We start from the raw sequence: 18,935 nt of genomic DNA, 5'->3' as shown, positions 1-18,935 counted from the left end.
AACATCTAACCATGCAGCTCTTCGGCAAAGATGGCGGCTATAAATAATTTTTCATCTTCGCAGATTTCAAGCCCAAGCTTCTGTTCATAAGGCTTTAACGTCCGCTCTGTTATGCGGTAGACCTTTTTCAGCTGATCGTCTATTGCTTCTTCTTCTGAAAAAGCGATCGGATGATCTTTAATCACCCTTTCGAAAGCAAAAGCGGTGTGCATGATGACCTTGATCATCACCGCATTGTTCAGCATGATGCCTAATTCATCTTGAATCGTTTGCAGCCATTCTAATAAAATGTCAATAATATGATAAGGATTTAAGAAAACGAGATACTTTTTCAAACTATCCTCGCAAAGCTCCCGTACAATGATGTTTGGACCGGCCAGTCCGTCGCCTGCAGGAACGGTGCCTTTTGCAATCGCCTGGTGGATCATCCGCTCGCCTTCCCCTTCTATCAACACTTCCAGAGATACATGGGGAGCATCGATCTTCGGATTTTTCGTTCCCACCGTGGCAAGGATCTCATACTCTTTTTCGATTTCTTTTATGCTGTTTGCTAATTTAATAGACGAAACGGTCAGGATTTTGATCGGGTCGTCTGCGGCCTGATTGACGATTGTTGTTAAGATCTCCTCGAGTTTTTTTGCCGTTCCGCTCCCGGTCGTACAAATGGAGACCAATGCCTTCTGTTTGCCGGGCGGCTGAGGTGTGCGGCCCCACTGCGCGGTAAAATCCTTTGTAACCGATTCATATATGGCACGCAAGTTTAAATTCAGATAATTAACCTTTCTGACGGCATCGAGCACCATTGATGTCGTAACATTGCTGATCGTTTTAATACTGATGCCCGTTTTTTCTTCGAGCTTCGTTTCCAGCATCGCAAGCGATCCCATGTCGACAAGCATCAATACTCCTTCTCCTTCATCCACTTGTTTAATTTTCGCTTCCAGGCGCTCCATGATTTGCGACGGGGAAACCGCAAGAGGCATGTCGACCGCCGCAATCGGGGTGCTGCCTAAAAGTTCAATCGCTACGTCCACCATGGAGCTCGCCATGCTGTTTCCGTGAGCGGCGACGACAATCCCCACTCTTTTGTTCCCCTCCAACGATTTGATCGACTGAACCAGCATTGTTAAGTAGATCACTTCTATTTCCGGAACGATGATTCTAAAATACTCTTGAATCTTATCTTTAAATATCAGAGCAACTTGATATTCCTTCACATAGGTATCGCGGATTTCGTCAGTCTCCTGTGCATTTAAGACATCAGTTTGCTTGACCCGCTTTAAAAATGCATCAATATGCATGCTCAAAAAATAGATGAATTTGCGGTCGAATTTGCAATTCAGCTCATGTTCGGCAACTTCTTTCAGCTCTTTCGTAAGGCGAATCACTTCATCGTCGGCAAATTTCAGTAAGTTGTAGTTGTGAAACGTTCGCTGATGAAAAAAACTTCTGACGTGCAGATGAAGGTCAGTCAAAATATATTGATTGATTTCTTTTTTTGATAAGCCTTCTTTGTTTAAAATGTTGACCTTTTCCTCAATCAAATCATACAAATTAAATGTGAGATCATCGTCGATTTTTGTTGTTTCATCTTCCACAATCGGCGATATGATGGTGGTGATATTTACATATTCGGAAATCATTTTGCTTCTCTCGATATTTTTGCTGCTTGAAATCCAGTCCTGTTTGATGTCATCAGGGAGATCCCGGACGGTCAGTTCGACAACATCATCCCTGTCAAGATGATGCAAAAAGCCGTGAGCACATACGAGCTGCACATTTGATTTCAGCTGCCCCACATTCCCGAATTTTGCGGAATGAATAAGGACATTATATACATCGATGTGCACATTCAGATTTTTCTTGATCCGCTCGGCTTCTTTTCCCAACAAAAACGTTGTCAGCTCAACTCTTTCTTTAAGAGACCGTTCTTCAAGCGAAGGGATATGTATGGTCATCGGAATTCTTCGCAAAAATGTTTTCAACAATGCAGAACTCGGATTTTCCGTCGTAGCGCAAATAAACAATACTTTTGATGTGCGCCTGTGCTCCGTTTCGCCAAGCCTGTTATAAGCGCCGCTGTCAATAAAATAAAACAGCATTTCCTGACCCTCGGGAGGAAGGCGGTGGATTTCATCCATAAACAGAATGCCTCCGTCGGCCTGTTCGACTAAACCTGCCTTGTCTTCGTCAGCGCCTGTAAACGATCCTTTTTTATGCCCGAATAATTGAGAGAGCAATAATTGGGGATTGTTATAATAATCCGCACAGTTAAATGTAATAAAAGGAGAACCGGGTTTGAGAATGTCAGAGTAAATCGCAAATTGATAAATCCGGTTCGCAAAAAGGGATTTGCCGGAACCTGTCGGCCCTAAAAGCAGCATATGCAGACCGTGCGGAGGATAAAAGACGGCCGCTTTCGCCTGGGAGATCGCTTTCTTTAAGCTGCCTTTTGCTCCGATCATCAGTTCCAAAGGATTGGTGGAAATTTTCCGGGGCACCCTTTTTTGATTGCCGGAACACTGATGAAGTCCGTCTACTTCCATCTTTGCTGTATTCCATTTAATGTTGAATGTTCTTTCAACGACTTCCACCGGAACGTAACGGACGGGGAACGTCTTCACCTTTATCTCTCTTTTAGCGCGGACGAGGTTGTTCAATTCAAAGCTGACATTGGAACGCTCCATTTGCAACTCTTGGGCGATATCCTTTGCTGAAAGACCTTGCATCTGCAAAAGCTGATCCGGGGAAACTTCACGAAAATGATGCAGCAGCCGGCGGTATATTTTATCGATTCTTTTCATGAGATTCATCCTTTGTCATCAAGCCGGTTAGGCTTCAATATTATCAGCAGGATTGCACAATCGGGTGAACATGTCTCTATAGAAAACCGCGGAAGTCCGCCGAATCGAAAAAGGCCTTTTGAAGATTGGCGAACCGCTCTTTTTTGCTTTTATATTCATCTGAACATGATCTCATTTCTGATATTAGTGTTTTTTTCTTATAAACTCTCACGGCTTTCCTCCTCCTAAAGTATCAATCTGTAAACAGTTTACCACTCTCAGGGAATATATTGGGGAAAATTCTGATATCGGTGAAAATGAATTTTCTGAACTGAACAGCCCTTCTGGATGGCCGCTTTCCCGGGGATCACAGGGTTGCCTTCAGCTGAATCCGCATCTTTCCCTGAAGCCTTTTTGATGAAACGTAAGACCAAATGCACCGTGTTCTTGCTGACGGCATCTTGGCCGAAACTCCTAAAAAATAGTTTCTAAATAACCATTTTGGTGTATAATCAATACATAAAAATAACGAAAGTTGAGACAACAAAACAAAGTGGGGGACAAAAGAGTGACAAATGATATACATAAACAAAAATTGTCGAGGGGTTTAAAAAACAGGCATGTCCAATTAATCGCGATCGGCGGGGCGATTGGAACGGGCTTGTTTCTTGGGTCGGGAAAATCGATACATTTTGCAGGACCGTCGATTTTATTTGCTTACTTGATCACAGGGATCATTTGCTTTTTGATTATGCGCTCCTTGGGAGAGCTGCTCTTATCGAATTTGGAGTATCACTCGTTCGTCGATTTCGTACAAGACTATTTAGGAAACATGGCGGCGTTTATCACCGGCTGGACCTACTGGTTTTGCTGGATTTCAATCGCGATGGCCGATTTAACGGCAGTCGGCCTCTATACCCAGTATTGGCTGCCAAGCGTTCCGCAATGGGTGCCGGGGTTAATCGCGCTTATCATTCTGCTCATTATGAACCTTGCAACAGTCAAGCTTTTTGGAGAAATGGAATTCTGGTTTGCATTGGTTAAAGTCATTGCCATCCTGGCGCTGATCGTCATTGGTCTCTTTATGATTTTCACAGGCTTTACCACGCAATCCGGCGCAGCAAGCTTTACGAACCTTTGGAACCACGGCGGCATGTTCCCGAACGGGTTTAACGGCTTTATCCTCTCGTTCCAGATGGTAGTTTTTGCGTTTGTTGGGATTGAGCTTGTGGGGCTTACAGCGGGCGAAACAAAAGACCCGGAAAAAGTCATTCCAAAAGCGATCAACAATATTCCGATCAGGGTTCTCCTTTTCTATATCGGCGCCTTGCTTGTCATTATGAGCATCTATCCTTGGAATGCCATTAATCCGAGCGAAAGCCCGTTCGTTCAAGTCTTCGCAGCGATCGGAATCGTGGCGGCGGCGAGCATTATCAATTTTGTTGTGCTCACATCCGCGGCTTCTGCGTGCAACAGCGCGGTATTCAGCACAAGCCGGATGGTATACTCGCTTGCCAAAGAAAACAATGCACCTTCTTCATTGGCAAAATTGACTTCCCGTAAAGTACCGAACAATGCGCTGTTCTTTTCAACTATCGTTATTTTAATCGGTGTTACGCTGAACTATATCATGCCTGAAGGCGTATTTACGCTGATTACTAGCATTTCCACCGTATGTTTCATCTTTATTTGGGGAATCACCGTCATCTGCCATATGAAATACCGAAAAACAAAACCTGATTTGGCTAAAGAAAACAAATTTAAAATGCCGCTTTATCCGCTTTCCAATTACCTGATTCTCGCCTTCCTGGCGTTTATTCTCGTGGTTCTCGCACTTGCGGAAGATACCCGCGTTTCCTTGTTTGTAACTCCTGCCTGGTTTATTTTGCTGATTGCGATTTATAAAATGCGAAAAGCGAAGGCTCATCAGGCTGAATAAAGGAAAAAGCGTGCCGTATAAACATTCGAAAGCCCTCTAATATTTAGAGGGCTTTCTCAGTTCTAATAGACAGCTATGTTCATGGATGGAAAAACGGAAAGGATAACCACGAGCTGGATCCGCTACTTTCCCCTGTGCTTTTCTTTCGCTTTTTGCTTTCTCAGCAGGTACTTTTGCTCCTTTTCGATGTCGCGCTGCTGTTTTTTCAAGCGCTTTTTCATCGCTTTTTTTGCGTCAAGCTCCTGTTTGATCGCTTGCTGGGCTTTCATTGACCTACCGGCAGTCTTCATTTCTTTGGAAACGAGCCGCTGCAACCTTTTCGGATTGATCTTCTTATTCGCTTCAGCTTTTACGCTGATTCCTTCCTTTTCGGCTTGAGAAATCAATTCGGCAAGCTGATGGTAAACAAAATGCAGCACTTCCGAATCCTTCGGCTCTTTGCCGAACAAATGGCGGAATGCCTTTAATTTTCCCTCTTGTACAATCTCAACGATTCCAACCCAAAACTGGCCGTCATAGTAAATCGTTAATTTCATAACGATTCCCTCCTCTATTAATGTGACAGAAGAATGACGGACATCCCGAGGAGGGGAAGGTTACTGACATGATAGACATGCATCCGGACTACCAACCGGATCGTGTTTTTTCATTCTTCACTATTAATGTACCAGATTTTATGCGATTCCAAAAGACTAAATGAAAAAGAGCCGTCTGATGACAGCTCTTTTTTCTTAAGCCCCCTTCAGCGCTTCATCCTTTTTTGCCAGCAATACAGACAGAAATAAAGCAACGAGGAGCATGACAGTACATGACGGCCACGCCCAGCCAGCCAAAATCAGCAAAACAATCCCCCGGCTGTTCCGCAAATGCTTGAACCTGCGTAATAAAAAACAAGTACAACAAAGACGTTATTTATCACCTGCGGCCGAAACGTTCAGGCACTATGTCATCGCTTTTTCGGAATTTAACTCATAGTGACGACGGGTAAAATGGCCAGCATTCGGTTCAGTTTGCGTTGTACTCTATGAAAATGGTACGATTTTCTATGTAATATTTCATCCAGAGGTGCATAATGAACAAGATTAGGAACGTAAGAGAATATTTTAAACAACATCGTAGAATTAGTTTGCTTGTTGATGTCATGATGGCCGTTACTTTTATCTCTTTGAGTATTCTCCTGTTTGGAAGAGACCCTGGAGCTTTTGTTGGATTTTTTATTTATATTACCGTCAGCAATTTCATTGGCACGAATTTATCAATAAGCAATCCAGATATTTTTGGAGGAGCGGATAAAGCAAAGGAACGATAAGAAAAACGGCTTTGAAAATAAAATTCCCCTTGAAAATTTTACTTTTTTAGCTGATGATATAGTTTGTTCAAATTACAGCTTAGGGGGATTTTGCTTTGAAAAAATGTTGTTTGGCAATCGCTGCCCTCGTGTTCAGTTTTTCTTTGGCAGCCTGCAATTCCAGTGCCGTTTCCGGCTCAAAACCAGAACGATCCGGTGCAGCGGATGACGGTCGTACAGATCGCGCGGCTGTCACCCTTGTCCGTGCAGTCGACGGCGACACGATTAAAGTCAAATATAATGGAAAAGTAAAAACAGTCCGCTATTTGCTTGTCGATACGCCGGAAACAAAAAAACCGAATTCATGCGTTCAGCCATACGGAAAAGAAGCTTCTGAAGAAAACAAAAAACTGGTCGAAAGCGGCAAGCTGGAATTGGAATTTGATAAAGGCGGCCGCACTGACAAGTACGGAAGATTGCTGGCCTATGTATACGCTGACGGAAAGTCGGTTCAGGAACAGCTTTTAAAGGACGGCCTTGCAAGGGTAGCCTACATATATCCGCCAAATACAAAGTACGTAGATGAATATCAAAAGGTTGAAAACACCGCTAAGAAAAAGCACATTGCGATATGGAGCAAGTCCGGCTATGCGACAGACAAAGGGTTCAACGGATGCGTCGTTGGAAAAACAAAGACAGCGCTCAAGTCGGACTCCGCGAAAAAATCTGCTGCAGCAAGCAAAGACTCAAATTCTTCCGCTCCGGCATCAGGCGGCAAAGAAACGTTTGCCAATTGTACCGAATTGAGAAAGAAATACCCAAACGGTGTTCCAAGCTCCCATCCTGCTTACCAGGCTAAAATGGACCGCGATCACGACAATTATGCATGCGAGCGGTAATACCATGCAAAATAGCCCGATATCCGGGCTATTTTTGTTTATTTCCGCGGGCGGATCATGCATGCTTAAGTTTCATCTAAAGCATGGGGATCCTCCATGTTCATGACCGCGGTAAAAATACGGCCTCTTTTACGAGCTGATGGATCGGGCAGATAGCAAACGATTGAGCTTTGCGATCGTGTCCTCTTTTTCCAGGGGTCTAGAGACCGTCAGCTTCAAATCGGGCGAATCGTATATTTGCAGAGTGACATGCTCCATAAACATGGCGCCTGCCAGGGGGTGGCGTATCTCTTTTTCACCGGGGGGCGTTCCGAGCACTTCATGATGATTCCACCACCTTCGGAATTCGGGGCTTTTATCGGACAATTCATCTGTCAGCTCCCTGATCCATTCCTCCCCGAAAAACCTTGCCGCCGTTCCGCGAAACTGCGCAAGCAATCTTTTTGCATGACTTTCCCAATCTGCGAAAAGGCTTTGATATTCTTTGGAACAAAAACAACGCCAGATCGCGTTCTTTTCTTTTTTGCTCATGCGGTTAAAATCGCCGAACACCGCGCAAGCAGCTTCATTCCAGGCAATCACGTCCCATTTTTCGTCTGTGATGTAAACGGGACAAGCCTTTAAATTGTGTTTGATAAGGTTCTGGACGACCGGGCTCAAATCCTGTCTGGAACTTTCCCTATGATACAGCGGAATTTGCTGTCCGGCCAAAAGAAAGACATGCTTTTTTTCCTCATAGTTTAATTTGAGCACTCTTGAGATGCTTTCCAGCACCTGTGTCGATACTTGGATATCCCTCCCCTGCTCGAGCCACGTATACCAGGTCACTCCTATCCCTGAGAGCTGTGCCAGCTCTTCTCTTCTGAGCCCTTTCGTTTTTCTTCTGGGGCCTATCGGCAACCCGTATTCTTCAGGCGATACAGTTGACCTTTTTAACTTCAAAAAATCGCCGAGCTCTTTCCTTTTCTCTTTTATTCTACTCAAAGGCACTCACTCCTCCGGCATGCGGGAATCTTCTTAATATGATTCTACATGAATCGGGAGCAAAATGAATATGAAACGCGCCTTATTCCGGTTTCTTTCTGCAAACACTTCATAGGCAGCGTTAATATCGTATTTTAGCCCACTGGCACGAATATTTGAAGCTGTTTACGAACGCCATATAATGATCTTTATCGAATTGTTTTCATACTTTAGGCCCTTTATAATCATTTTCGTTTGTATGATCCATTTATTCCCTCTCTATTTCTTGGGCTGACTGATCGGGAATCAAAAGCGAAGTAAAGGCAATGCCGATCATGAACATTCCAAGCAAGCAAACGCCGGTCCAACGAAATTCGGTCCAGGCCAAAACACCCGCATATGAGCCCAACGCGCCCCCCAGGAAAATCATGACCATGAGCATGCCGTTAAGGCGGCTTCTCATATCAGCCGACAATTGAAAAATCATGGCCTGGCATACAACCTGATTGGCTTGTGTCCCCATTGTTACGAATAACGCTCCAATGATAACGGCGATTAAAGATTGTTTTCCTGAAAAAAGCAGCATAAAAGCAAGCAGCGAGATAGACATGCAAACCACATTGGCAAAAACCGCCCCCCTCTTGTCAATAATCCGTCCGATCACAGGAGCGGCGAAGGCGCCGCCGATTCCGACGAGTCCGATCATGCCGGCAGCTTGGCTTCCGTAAGAATAAGGCGGATCATTCAGCAGGAAGACGAGAGTCGTCCAAAATAAACTAAAGGCGCCAAACATAAGCCCCTGGCTCAGGCAGGCTTTTCTCAACGTGTGTTCCCTGAAAAGCAAAGGTCCCAGAGATGCAAGGAGTTTTCCGTAGTTAATGGTGTGTGAAGCCTTGTTTTTCGGCATAAACAAGCGAATCAGCAACATGATGATAAGCGTTGACCCGCACGTTATCCAGTACACCATCCTCCAGCCGGCATGCGAATCGATGATTCCGCTGATCAGCCTTGCCCCCAATATTCCGCACACCAAGCCAATCGCAACATTTCCAAGCACTTTTCCTCTCTCGTTTTCATGTGCTAAATCGGCTGCAAAGGGAACGATAATTTGCGGAATAATCGTGAAAAAACCTAACAAAAGCTGTGCGGCCGCAAGCCAGGAAAAATTTGCAGCAAGCGCTGACCCTGTAGAGCATAGACATACGAGGAACAGTAAAGCAACAATCAGGCGTCGCCTTTCAAAAATGTCGCCAAGAGGAACCAGCATGAAATTCCCCAATGCATAGCCGGCTTGGGTGATTGTAGCGATCATCCCCGCCTGTGCAGCTGTAACGTGAAACGTATGCCCCATGCTGACCAATAGCGCTTGATTCAAATAAATATTAGCAACGGTGACCCCTGAAGCAACCGCCATTAGAAATACAAGCCCGCCAGAAATCCCGTCCGCCTTTTTTCGGTTGTCTTTTTCCATCTTGTCACCTCCCTAAACGATATTCGAATTATAATGCACCGGAAACGCCGGAAAATAGCAGTCTATTTATCATAGTATTAGGAATACCAGTCATTCTCGTTTATCAGAAAATTTCTGAGGGAGATGGGAGGGAAAAAGCCGCGGCACATGAGATAAAGGAAAAAAACGATTGATACAGGTAAGAAAAAGTAAAAGTGCTTTACACAGATTTTTTCTGATCTATGAAAGGAGGAGGGGAATTGGCTTTTTGCAATCGGAAGCTTTCAGCTTTTAATCAGGCCGGCGATCCGCTTGATTCATGATGCCCATTACCGAAAGCACCTGAAACAGCAACCTCCGGGTGATTAATGTTAAAATAGAGGTACTTTGAGGGAGGAACTTATCATGAAAAGATATTTAATGCTGACGACCCGGACAGAAAACTTTAACACTGCATATGTGCCTGCTCATTACGATTTTTTGGATCGGCTGAAAGCGGAAAACCGTTTAGAATTGTACGGCCCTTTCAGCGATGAAACAGGCGGTGCATACCTCATCCGCGCCCATTCTATTGAAGAAGCAAAACAAATCGGACAGTCCGATCCGCTCATCGAAAACGGCTCTTCCGTTTTGGTCGTGAAAGAATGGCTGACGAAAGAATAGCTTCTAAAAAAGTCCCTCTCACGTTGAGAAGGACTTTTTTTAGCATCTAAAGGAGCCATTCCCCGCAGCAATCGGCCAAACGCTCTACATCATTCATAAAAACGCCGGCATGATAACCGTCGCACACGGCATGGTGGACTTGCAGGGAAACGGGTAAATAGGCATCATTCCCTTGAGAAAAGTATTTTCCGTTCGTAATAATCGGGAGCAGGTACTCTGTATTTGCAAGATGAAGCTCAGGAGCTTGTAAAGCTGGTCCACGGAATCGAAGAGACCGAAAATGAATTGGCGGGCACGTCTTTTTTTGCCCACAGCCCTTTTTTGTCTCCAAACCGCTCGATATCTCCAAGATACGTCTGATAAAAATGCGGGAATTCTTCCGAGTATTCCGACCATACGGCAGAAAAGGTCTTATCCTCTTGATGAAAGATCGTATAGCACGGGTTCAGCCGTTCCCAATATCCCAATTCCCCTTTGTCATTGAATGCCGTTCTAAATTCGGGGTAGGCGTTGACGACCTTTGACACCATGTAAATAAATGCGGGATAAAGCTTTATATTTTTGTCACGCAGCCTGTCGAGCAATCCGGTGATGCGAATGTTTGCCGTCATGCTGAATGAGCATTTTCCGGCGTTCATGTAATGCTCAAAATAAGGTTTTCTGTGCCAATGTTCAAGATCAATTCTTTGAAAATTCATGGTTAGCCTCCTAAAATAGAATGATTTTTTATTTCAGGAGGCGTGATCCACTGCTTTGACCAATACCCTCACCTCTTCAAATCTTCTTTCACTGTAACACTATACAGGGCATCAGATCAATTCGGAGAGGATGGCCTTTGTCATCTTGCTTTTTCATTCCCAAAGCCACCGCACCGGACCGCTTTCGGGTTATACTGACATACATCGGGGTGATCACATGAATGACAAATCCGGCCTCACGCCTGAAAATTGGCGGGCTATTGTTGAAAACGATTCATCATATGACGGAGTGTTTTATTATGCGGTTAAAACGACAGGCGTATTTTGCCGTCCTTCCTGCAAATCGAGGGTCCCTCACATTGACAATGTACGCATTTTCCCGAATGCGCAAAAAGCTTTGTCAGAAGGATACCGCCCCTGCAAGCGATGCAATCCGGACGGACCTCTTTTGCCTGATGAGGAGCTGGCGGAGCGGGCCGCTCTGATCATCGGCGAACGCTATCACGAGCCGCTGACGCTCTCTGAATTGGCTGAAATGTGCCATGCCAGCCCTTTTCATCTTCAGCGGACGTTCAAACGGATCAAAGGCGTTTCTCCGCTTGAATACATGAGCCGAAAAAGGATATGTGAAGCGGGCAAGCTTCTTGCCGCTTCAGACGAAACGATCGCACAAATCGCCGCCAAAGTCGGCATTGCAAATGCGGATTACTTTTCCGCCCTGTTTAAAAAGAAAACAGGGCAAACGCCGACGTCGTTTCGTCAATTGAAGCGGGAGGCGGAGCAATGACCGGCCAAATCGTATATTGGAGCAAGCTTAAAGCTGACGAATGGAATCTGTATATGGCGGCGACCGCTGCGGGCCTTTGTTTTACGGGCTCATATGATGAACTGGCTGCCTGGTTTGCCAAGCGGGACCTTGCCGATTGTGCAGTGCTCGATGATGAAGCATTGCGGACTTACGCGGATGAACTGGCCGCGTATGTGAACGGCGGACGGAAAGATTTCAGCTTTCCTGTCGACCTCTGCGGAACCCCCTTTCAATTGTCCGTCTGGCGAGCATTGCAGGACATTCCTTATGGAGAAACTTGCTCATATTAGGACATCGCCGAAAGGATCGAAAAGCCGGAGGCCGTCCGTGCCGTGGGAGCGGCGATCGGCGCCAATCCGCTGTTGATCGCAGTTCCCTGTCACCGGGTCATCGGAAAGAACGGGAAACTGACAGGGTACAGGGGCGGCTTGGAAATGAAAAAACGCCTGCTCGCGCTGGAAAAAGAATATCAATTCTTATGGTAAAACAAACACCGTTCGCATATCGAACGGTGTTGTCTTTATTTAAAAATCGAAGTTATCCGGATCAGGACCGACCCGTGTGTTCTCGTTTAAAGCATCGATTTGCGCCATTTCTTCTTTTGTCAGTTCAAAATCGAAAATATCCGCGTTTTCGGCAATGCGCTGCGCTTTAGTCGATTTTGGAATCGTGATGACGCCGTTTTGCAAATCCCAGCGCAAAATGACCTGTGCTGCGGTTTTGCCGTGCGTTTCCGCGATTTCTTTAAGAAGAGGATGATCGAGCAATTGCCCCTGCATCAATGGAGACCATGCTTCAAGCTGAATGCCGTGCGCCTTGCAAAATGAATGCAGCTCTTTTTGAGTCAGGCGCGGATGATACTCCACCTGGTTGACCATCGGCATGATTTCAGCGTCTTTCATCAAGTCTTCAAGATGATGGATTTGAAAATTGCTGACGCCGATCGCTTTGACGCGCCCCGCTTTGTAAAGGGCCTCCAGCGCTCTCCACGCCTCTTTATAGCGGCCTTCAACAGGCCAGTGGATCAAATATAAATCCAAATCATCAAGCCCGAGCTTGCTGAGGCTCTTCTCATAGGCTGCGATTGTCTCCTCATAGCCCAAATCCTCATTCCATACCTTTGATGTCACAAAGAGATCCTCGCGCGAAATGCCCGCTTCTTGTAAACCTTGGCGGATGCCTTCTCCGACTCCCTCTTCATTTCCGTATATCGCTGCTGTGTCAATGCTCCGATAGCCGTGATTAATCGCCGTCTTTACGGCATTTACCAGCTCCGGGCCTTCTTCCACTTTAAATACCCCGATGCCAAACCAAGGCATTTTTACTCCATTATGCAATTCTGTTCGATCCTGTAAATGTTTTGCAGTCATCATTGACCTCCTGTTTTCGTTTATTTTTTTAAATGCAGTCCCGCAGAGACTCTTGCAGCACCGGTCCCTGTTTTTTCTCTTTTCGTTCGAGCATAAGGCTCACGCCTGTAAGCAGAACGGCACAGACAACCATGACTCCCCCGGTCCATGGGGCGTGGATGATCCCGATCGACTCCGTTATGATGCCCCCTAAGTAGGAGCCGATGGCAATGCCTGCGTTAAATGCTGCGATATTGACGGCGGATGCGACATCCACCGCACCCGGTACGAACCGTTCAGCAAGCATGACGACATAGACCTGCAGCCCCGGAACATTCATAAAAGCCAGCAAGCCCATTAACATGATCGTTATCAAGCCCGCAACCTTAAAAGGCGCTGTAAACGTCAAGGCGAAAAGCACGGCCGCCTGGGCGATGAACATATAAAACAATGCAGCCAGCGGCTTTTTGTTTGCAGCCTTTCCGCCGATGATGTTGCCGATTGCGATCGCAATTCCGTACACGAGCAAAATAAGTGCGACGGCCTCCTGTTTAAAACCTGTGACATGCTGAAGGAGCGGGGATAAATAAGTGAAAACGACAAACGTGCCGCCGTACCCCAAAGCCGTAATGATAAATAAAAGCAATAAGCGGACATTGGTCACAAGCTTAAACTGACTTCGGAACGTCGTCCGGGCGCCTTTTGGCAAATTGGACGGCACAAGGATGCTGTTTGCGATAAAAGCAATCGCGCCGACGGCAACGATGGCCGTAAAAGCAAGCCTCCAGCCGAATTGCTGCCCGATAAAGGTTCCGATCGGAACACCCGTAATCGTCGCCACGGTGAGTCCCGTAAACATAATGGAAATCGCGCCCGCCCTTTTATTTTCCGGCACAAGGCTTGCAGCAATCGTTGAGCCGATTGACATAAATACCCCGTGCGAAAAGGCCGAAAGAACGCGGGCCGCCAAGAGGATGCCAATGCTGCCGGCACACGCGGCGATGCCGTTTCCGATCATGAAAACCAGCATAATCAAAAGCAGCAATGTTTTCCGCGACATAAGGGACGTTACAGATGTTAACACGGGCGCCCCGAATGTTACGCCCAGGGCATATAAAGAAACAGTCAGCCCTGCTGTCGTAACCGAAATATCCAGATCGTCCGCAATGAGCGGCAGCAGGCCGACGCTGATAAATTCTGTCGTACCGATCGCAAATGCGCTGACGGCTAAAGCCAAAAGCGCCGGTATGCTTCGTTTGTTTTGAAAAGAAGACATATCATTCCCCCTTGATTTTTTGTATAGCAAATGATCGCCGGCAAATGATATTATGGTACATATCAGTGATGAAAAAAAGTACGTACTTTTAAGTATCATAGGAACCAAAAAGTATGATAGGTACTTTTAAGTGCCTATCAGATCGGAGGATGAAGATGAAGCAGAAAAAATACAATATCTCTGTCGAAGCAACCCTTGAAGTTATCGGCGGAAAGTGGAAGTGCGTCATCCTTTGCCATTTGACGCACGGCAAAAAGCGGACGAGCGAATTGAAGCGCCTCATGCCGAACATTACGCAAAAAATGCTGACCCAGCAATTGCGCGAATTAGAAGAAGACGGCGTCATTAACCGGATCGTGTACCAGCAGGTTCCGCCGAAAGTCGAATATGAGCTCAGCGAATACGGGTGGACGTTAAAAGACATATTGGATTCCCTCTGCGATTGGGGAGCAAAGCACATTACGAAAGTTTACGGAGACAAATTCGCGGTCTTGGAGGACAGCGTGTTGAATGATAAATTGAAGTAGCAAAAACGACATTCCTTTGTTTTGGAATGTCGTTTGTGTTTAGCGCTATGAATAATAACGGGACAGCTCCATGATCATCGCCCCCATCCGTTCCAGCTCAGGGGCAAGCAGCCGATCTATGCCTTCTTCCTTCAGCGCTTCCGCCGTCACCTTCCCGACGGCTGCCGCTAAAACGGATTCCCCAAAAGCTTTGACGATGTCTTCGGCTGCACCCTTTTCTCTCGCATAATTGAATAGCGAACGGACTTGAACGGCCGTCGTGAAACAAACCGCATCGACCTCGCGGCTTGCGATCTCCCGGCACAATAAAGCAACGGTTTCCTCTTTCGGAGGGATATGCCTGTAAGGCAGAATCGGACATACGGACGCCCCTTTCTCCTCCAGAAACCTCAAAAGTGACGGCGCATTTTCTCCATGAAGCTGCACCATGACCCGTTTTCCGGTCAAATCGTAAGGCTCCAGCGCGCGAATCAGTCCTCCCGTCGTTCCGTCTTCATCGGAAGCTTCCGGGGTAATGCCGAGCTTTTTCAAGGCAGCGATCGTTTTGTAGCCCCTTGATGCCGCTTTTGCCCTGCGGATCGCCTGCAAAAAGCGTTCGCCGATTCCAAGTTTTTCAGCTACATTGACAAGCGTTTCAGTACCGATCCCGGTCGTAAATATCACCCAATCGGCACCATTTTCAACAAATGCCTTCAAATCGGGTTCAACCTCTTTTTCCGCCAAAAAAACGGTTCCCTGCAGAGAGCGGACGACGGGAATTCCGCCTTGTTTTTCGATGAGCGTGCTGATTTCGTCTATTTTTCGCGAACCGCCGATTGCAATTCGTTTTCCGTTCAATCCTTTTGCCACAACCAATCCCTCTTTCTTTATCTTTTTATCAGTTTGCTAACATCTTCCATGTGAAATATGATAGAATTATCAAAAAATAACAGGAGGTTTTCGTATGTCTGCCCATTCTGAAACCCGTGCCGAACAGTTGACAAAGCATGCCCGTTTTTTCGAGTATACCACTGCTTCCGATCCGGTTGGAAGCGGAATCATCAGCCCGGTTCCAATTAAAGAGTTCGGTCCTGAATTATACCGTTCCGGGGAAACGCGGATCATTCCTTTGGACATTTCAAACGAGCTTAAAACGGATTATCCTGCATCAAGCCCGTCCCTTCTCGCCCATTTTGTCAAGATTCGTACCGGGGATACGATCAATACCAAACCGAACGCAACAAGCGAATTATATTACGTGATTGAAGGCGCCGGTACAACCGTTTCCTGCGGAGAAACGATTGAGTGGCATACAGGCGATTTTTTCACGCTGCCTGCCGGTTCAAACAGCCGACATACCGCTTCTGAAGACTCATCCATCTATTATATTACAGATTCGCCGCTTCTTCGCTATTTAGGCGTGAATGCCGCAGAAACTCGCTTCAAACCGACTCTGTACACCGCTGAACAGGCAAAAGCAAAATTAGCCGAAGCCGCCAATGCCCCTGACGCCCGTTTTCGTAACCGTATTTCCGTTCTCTTAAACAATGACAAATTCGATCAGACGTTAACCATTACGCATGTGCTGTGGGCCATGTTCGGCATCGTCCCTCCGGGTTCAAGGCAAGCGCCCCACAGCCATAAATCGGTCGCCCTCGACTTTGTTGCCTATGCGGCACCGGGGACGTATACATTAGTCGGGAGCAAAATCGATCCCGATACCAAGGAAATCATTGATCCGGTTAAAGTGGAATGGGTCACCGGAAAAGCGTTCATCACACCGCCGGGGTTATGGCATTCCCACCATAATGAATCAAATGAGGCAGCCTACATCATTCCGATACAAGACGCAGGATTGCAAACGTATCTTCGCACATTGGATATTCAGTTTCAGCATTATGAGAAATAACAAACATTTTTTAAGGGGTGCGGCTTTTGCCGCGCCTCTTTTGGAAGACGGGCCTACGGGCGGGCGTTCCTTTGATAGTATTCAATGACAAACTGCTTAAAGTTGAGGGCTGCAGGCGATAAATAGTGGTCTTTTAAGACGGCAAGACCGATCTTCCGTTCGGAGCGGTAATCCGCAACACGGCAGAATGCGACGGGAAGATGGACATGCTCAGCCGTTTTCGGCAAAATCGCCGCGCCAAGCCCAGCTGACACGAGCCCCAAAATGGTCGAAACCTCTTCTCCTTCAAACGCAAGCTTCGGGCTGATCTCTAGATCCCGGCACATTTGATCGAACACATAGCGAAGCCCATACCCCTGTTTAAAGCCGACAAAATCCTCCCCCGCAATGGCTTTCATCTCAATTTCGTTTTGGCCTGCCAGCGGGTGGTCGGCGGGCAGCACCAAATAAAGCTGCTCTTTATCAAGGATGGTCCACTCAAGCAGGTCGTTCGGCAGAGGCGGAGAGCTCAGGCAAATATCGGCCTCACCTGTTTCCACCATGTGCTGAAGCACTTCATTCGCCCCTTGATAAAGTCTGAACTCCACATGCGGGTGCCGTTTTTTAAAGCCGGCAATCAGCTGCGGCATAAGCCGGGAGCCTAGCGTATGCAAAAAAGACACCGATATTTCTCCATAGTCGGGATCTACGCTTTTTTTGACCTGCCGGACGCCTTCATCGAGCGTGTGGCGGGCTTTTTTTGCATTGGCGAGAAACTGTTTGCCGTACTTTGTGAGCCGGACGGACTTTGATCCGCGAATAAACAAAGGAACGCCCAATTCTTCTTCAAGCTTTTTGACGGACCGGCTCAGAGCCGGCTGGGAAATGCACTGCTCCATAGCAGCTTTCGTAAAGTGGCGATGCTTGCTGACCGCAATAAAATTGTCAATTTGATGGAGCTCCACTGTCTCACCTCTTTATCATAACCAAAACGTATTATAATCATAGTTATTATAAATTAGACACATTGCAAATGAAAGCGTAGGATGAATCATAGAGCAGATTTCCGAAATGAGGGACCAGCATGAATTACATTCAGCCGCATACAAAGGTTTATCAAAAAGCAAGCATTGCATTATTTATCAGCGGTTTTGTCATATTTGCGACATTGTACACCACACAGCCGCTGATGCCGGTATTTGCGAAAGAGTTCGGCATATCAGCCGCGTCTGCAAGCTTAACATTATCCATTTCAACCGGTATACTGGCGTTTGCTTTGCTAGCTGCAGCCGCATTGGCGGACGGGTTTGGCCTTAGAAACATCATGACGATGTCGCTTTTTGCAACATCTGTCCTCGGACTTTTAACGGCGTTCAGTCCGAATTTTGCCGCCCTGCTTGTAATGAGGGGGCTTCTTGGTTTTTTCCTTGCAGGCGTTCCAGCCATCGCCATGACGTATGTCGGCGAAGAGTTCGATCCGAAGGGACTCGGAAAAATGATGGGACTCTACATAAGCGGCACGAGCCTTGGAGGCATGAGCGGAAGGCTGTTGACCGGCCTTTTGACAGACCTTTTCGGCTGGAGGGATGCGCTCGCCATCATCGGCATCATTTGTGTCGTACTAAGCTATCTGTTTTGGGTTTTCCTGCCGCAGCCGCGGCACTCTGCAAGAAAGCAAACCAATCTAAAAAAAACATGCCTGGCCTACCGGTCTGTCTTTGTGAACGGACGGCTCATGCTGCTCGTTTCCCTCGGCTTCATCTTAATGGGCAGCTTTGTCACGATGTTCAACTATATCGGATTTCAATTGATGGGCCCTCCTTACCGGCTGTCGCAAACGATTATCGGTTTGATTTTTATCGTCTATTTGGCAGGAACGCTCAGCTCGGTTTACATGGGAAAGAAAGCCGACCGCTACGGCACTTCATTCATGATTAAGATCGCAATCGCCATCATGGCTTCAGGCGCCTTGATCACGCTTTTTACCTGGCTGCCGCTGAAAATTGCCGGCATCGCCGTTTTTACGTTCGGATTTTTCGGGGCGCATTCGATCGCCAGCTCCTGGGTCGGCCAGCAGGCGGGTGAACGGCGCGTTCAAGCTTCATCTCTTTATTTGCTGAGCTATTATCTCGGCTCAAGCTTAGCCGGTTCATTCGGCGGTTTTTTCTGGACTCACTTTGAGTGGCCGGGAATCATCTCTTTTATTGCGGGACTGCTTTTGATTGCCTATCCGGTCACCTTCTTTGCCGGAAAAGATGCAAGGGAAGCCGAAGCAAAGAAACAGCTTAAGCCTTATTCAAAGAATGCCGATATATAAGGAAAAGCCGGCATGGCAATTCTTTTTGTAGGTCAGCCGTTTTTTAGAGGTGCATGGATCTCGTCATGTTGGCTGTCTCCTTATATCCGCTATAATTGGATGGGGGGG

At 46.7% G+C, this 18,935-nt stretch carries 16 protein-coding genes and 3 pseudogenes; 10 read left to right on the top strand and 9 right to left on the bottom strand.

Going from position 1 to position 18,935, the window contains the following annotated elements:
• Positions 1-5: 5 nt before the first annotated feature.
• The gene (locus MHB78_RS08615) at positions 6-2,804 is read right to left on the bottom strand and encodes a sigma-54-dependent transcriptional regulator (RefSeq protein WP_046131518.1); all 2,799 of its coding nucleotides are present in this window, start codon (positions 2,802-2,804) and stop codon (positions 6-8) included.
• A 547-nt stretch (positions 2,805-3,351) separates the two neighbouring features.
• On the opposite strand from MHB78_RS08615, the gene MHB78_RS08610 reads away from it, so the two are divergent.
• Entirely contained in the window at positions 3,352-4,722 is a 1,371-nt protein-coding gene (locus MHB78_RS08610) for an amino acid permease (RefSeq protein WP_231947370.1), read from the top strand.
• A gap of 122 nt (positions 4,723-4,844) precedes the next feature.
• Here the strand turns inward: MHB78_RS08610 and MHB78_RS08605 are convergent, their stop codons facing one another.
• Positions 4,845-5,258: a YjdF family protein gene (locus tag MHB78_RS08605; protein ID WP_046131517.1), complete on the bottom strand. Its 414-nt coding sequence runs from the start codon at positions 5,256-5,258 to the stop codon at positions 4,845-4,847.
• A 536-nt stretch (positions 5,259-5,794) separates the two neighbouring features.
• On the opposite strand from MHB78_RS08605, the gene MHB78_RS08600 reads away from it, so the two are divergent.
• Together MHB78_RS08600 and MHB78_RS08595 are read left to right on the top strand one after the other, a co-directional pair.
• On the top strand, positions 5,795-6,031 hold the full coding sequence (locus tag MHB78_RS08600) for a hypothetical protein (RefSeq protein WP_046131516.1): 237 nt from the start codon (positions 5,795-5,797) through the stop codon (positions 6,029-6,031).
• Between the two features lie 95 nt (positions 6,032-6,126).
• The gene (locus MHB78_RS08595; protein ID WP_046131515.1) at positions 6,127-6,909 is read left to right on the top strand and encodes a thermonuclease family protein; all 783 of its coding nucleotides are present in this window, start codon (positions 6,127-6,129) and stop codon (positions 6,907-6,909) included.
• 129 nt (positions 6,910-7,038) lie between these two features.
• On the opposite strand, the gene MHB78_RS08590 is transcribed toward MHB78_RS08595, so the two are convergent.
• A complete protein-coding gene (locus tag MHB78_RS08590) occupies positions 7,039-7,893 on the bottom strand; it encodes a helix-turn-helix transcriptional regulator (protein WP_046131514.1) in 855 nt (284 codons plus the stop codon).
• Between the two features lie 247 nt (positions 7,894-8,140).
• Complete coding sequence (locus MHB78_RS08585) at positions 8,141-9,343, bottom strand: MFS transporter (protein WP_046131513.1); 1,203 nt, start codon at positions 9,341-9,343, stop codon at positions 8,141-8,143.
• Positions 9,344-9,577: 234 nt separating this feature from the next.
• Between MHB78_RS08585 and MHB78_RS08580 the strand changes: the two are divergent.
• A pseudogene (locus tag MHB78_RS08580) lies at positions 9,578-9,691 on the top strand (YrhK family protein); the annotation flags it as partial.
• A 36-nt stretch (positions 9,692-9,727) separates the two neighbouring features.
• Positions 9,728-9,985 carry a YciI family protein gene (locus MHB78_RS08575; protein ID WP_046131512.1) on the top strand — a complete coding sequence of 86 codons (258 nt, stop codon included), beginning with the start codon at positions 9,728-9,730 and terminating at the stop codon, positions 9,983-9,985.
• A 46-nt stretch (positions 9,986-10,031) separates the two neighbouring features.
• Here the strand turns inward: MHB78_RS08575 and catA are convergent.
• Positions 10,032-10,683: pseudogene (gene catA, locus MHB78_RS08570) on the bottom strand (type A chloramphenicol O-acetyltransferase).
• 217 nt (positions 10,684-10,900) lie between these two features.
• On the opposite strand from catA, the gene MHB78_RS08565 reads away from it, so the two are divergent.
• Together MHB78_RS08565 and MHB78_RS08560 are read left to right on the top strand one after the other, a co-directional pair.
• Positions 10,901-11,470 carry a bifunctional transcriptional activator/DNA repair enzyme AdaA gene (locus MHB78_RS08565; protein ID WP_046131598.1) on the top strand — a complete coding sequence of 190 codons (570 nt, stop codon included), beginning with the start codon at positions 10,901-10,903 and terminating at the stop codon, positions 11,468-11,470.
• A pseudogene (locus MHB78_RS08560) lies at positions 11,467-11,976 on the top strand (methylated-DNA--[protein]-cysteine S-methyltransferase). The gene MHB78_RS08565 and the pseudogene MHB78_RS08560 overlap by 4 nt, the downstream one beginning before the upstream one ends.
• 39 nt (positions 11,977-12,015) lie before the next feature.
• On the opposite strand, the gene MHB78_RS08555 reads toward MHB78_RS08560, so the two are convergent.
• Both MHB78_RS08555 and MHB78_RS08550 read right to left on the bottom strand, forming a co-directional pair.
• A complete protein-coding gene (locus MHB78_RS08555; protein WP_099047065.1) occupies positions 12,016-12,861 on the bottom strand; it encodes an aldo/keto reductase in 846 nt (281 codons plus the stop codon).
• A 28-nt stretch (positions 12,862-12,889) separates the two neighbouring features.
• Positions 12,890-14,116 (bottom strand): MFS transporter, encoded by a 1,227-nt coding sequence (locus tag MHB78_RS08550; protein WP_046131510.1) that lies wholly within the window; start codon positions 14,114-14,116, stop codon positions 12,890-12,892.
• A gap of 155 nt (positions 14,117-14,271) precedes the next feature.
• Here MHB78_RS08550 and MHB78_RS08545 point away from each other — a divergent pair, with 155 nt between their 5' ends.
• Positions 14,272-14,643, top strand: coding sequence for a helix-turn-helix domain-containing protein (locus MHB78_RS08545; protein WP_046131509.1), 372 nt, complete (start codon positions 14,272-14,274; stop codon positions 14,641-14,643).
• A 45-nt stretch (positions 14,644-14,688) separates the two neighbouring features.
• Here MHB78_RS08545 and MHB78_RS08540 read toward each other — a convergent pair whose 3' ends face one another.
• Positions 14,689-15,492 carry a uroporphyrinogen-III synthase gene (locus tag MHB78_RS08540; RefSeq protein ID WP_046131508.1) on the bottom strand — a complete coding sequence of 268 codons (804 nt, stop codon included), beginning with the start codon at positions 15,490-15,492 and terminating at the stop codon, positions 14,689-14,691.
• Positions 15,493-15,586: 94 nt separating this feature from the next.
• Between MHB78_RS08540 and MHB78_RS08535 the strand changes: the two genes are divergently transcribed.
• Entirely contained in the window at positions 15,587-16,531 is a 945-nt protein-coding gene (locus MHB78_RS08535) for a cupin (protein ID WP_046131507.1), read from the top strand.
• 53 nt (positions 16,532-16,584) lie between these two features.
• On the opposite strand, the gene MHB78_RS08530 is transcribed toward MHB78_RS08535, so the two are convergent.
• Positions 16,585-17,475: a LysR family transcriptional regulator gene (locus MHB78_RS08530; protein ID WP_046131506.1), complete on the bottom strand. Its 891-nt coding sequence runs from the start codon at positions 17,473-17,475 to the stop codon at positions 16,585-16,587.
• Between the two features lie 119 nt (positions 17,476-17,594).
• Between MHB78_RS08530 and MHB78_RS08525 the strand changes: the two genes are divergently transcribed.
• Positions 17,595-18,827: an MFS transporter gene (locus MHB78_RS08525; protein ID WP_046131505.1), complete on the top strand. Its 1,233-nt coding sequence runs from the start codon at positions 17,595-17,597 to the stop codon at positions 18,825-18,827.
• Positions 18,828-18,935 lie beyond the last annotated feature (108 nt).

This window comes from Bacillus sp. FSL K6-0138, from assembly GCF_037982765.1.
GTDB lineage: Bacteria > Bacillota > Bacilli > Bacillales > Bacillaceae > Bacillus > Bacillus glycinifermentans.
This window is presented reverse-complemented; position numbering and strand designations above follow the sequence as displayed.

What these genes read in the sequence shown, in the direction of transcription:
- MHB78_RS08615 (WP_046131518.1), bottom strand. Translation starts at nt 2,804, where the DNA reads ATGAAAAGAATCGATAAAATATACCGCCGGCTGCTGCATCATTTTCGT.
- MHB78_RS08605 (WP_046131517.1), bottom strand. Translation starts at nt 5,258, where the DNA reads ATGAAATTAACGATTTACTATGACGGCCAGTTTTGGGTTGGAATCGTT.
- MHB78_RS08600 (WP_046131516.1), top strand. Translation starts at nt 5,795, where the DNA reads ATGAACAAGATTAGGAACGTAAGAGAATATTTTAAACAACATCGTAGA.
- MHB78_RS08585 (WP_046131513.1), bottom strand. Translation starts at nt 9,343, where the DNA reads ATGGAAAAAGACAACCGAAAAAAGGCGGACGGGATTTCTGGCGGGCTT.
- MHB78_RS08575 (WP_046131512.1), top strand. Translation starts at nt 9,728, where the DNA reads ATGAAAAGATATTTAATGCTGACGACCCGGACAGAAAACTTTAACACT.
- MHB78_RS08565 (WP_046131598.1), top strand. Translation starts at nt 10,901, where the DNA reads ATGAATGACAAATCCGGCCTCACGCCTGAAAATTGGCGGGCTATTGTT.
- MHB78_RS08555 (WP_099047065.1), bottom strand. Translation starts at nt 12,861, where the DNA reads ATGACTGCAAAACATTTACAGGATCGAACAGAATTGCATAATGGAGTA.
- MHB78_RS08550 (WP_046131510.1), bottom strand. Translation starts at nt 14,116, where the DNA reads ATGTCTTCTTTTCAAAACAAACGAAGCATACCGGCGCTTTTGGCTTTA.
- MHB78_RS08545 (WP_046131509.1), top strand. Translation starts at nt 14,272, where the DNA reads ATGAAGCAGAAAAAATACAATATCTCTGTCGAAGCAACCCTTGAAGTT.
- MHB78_RS08535 (WP_046131507.1), top strand. Translation starts at nt 15,587, where the DNA reads ATGTCTGCCCATTCTGAAACCCGTGCCGAACAGTTGACAAAGCATGCC.
- MHB78_RS08525 (WP_046131505.1), top strand. Translation starts at nt 17,595, where the DNA reads ATGAATTACATTCAGCCGCATACAAAGGTTTATCAAAAAGCAAGCATT.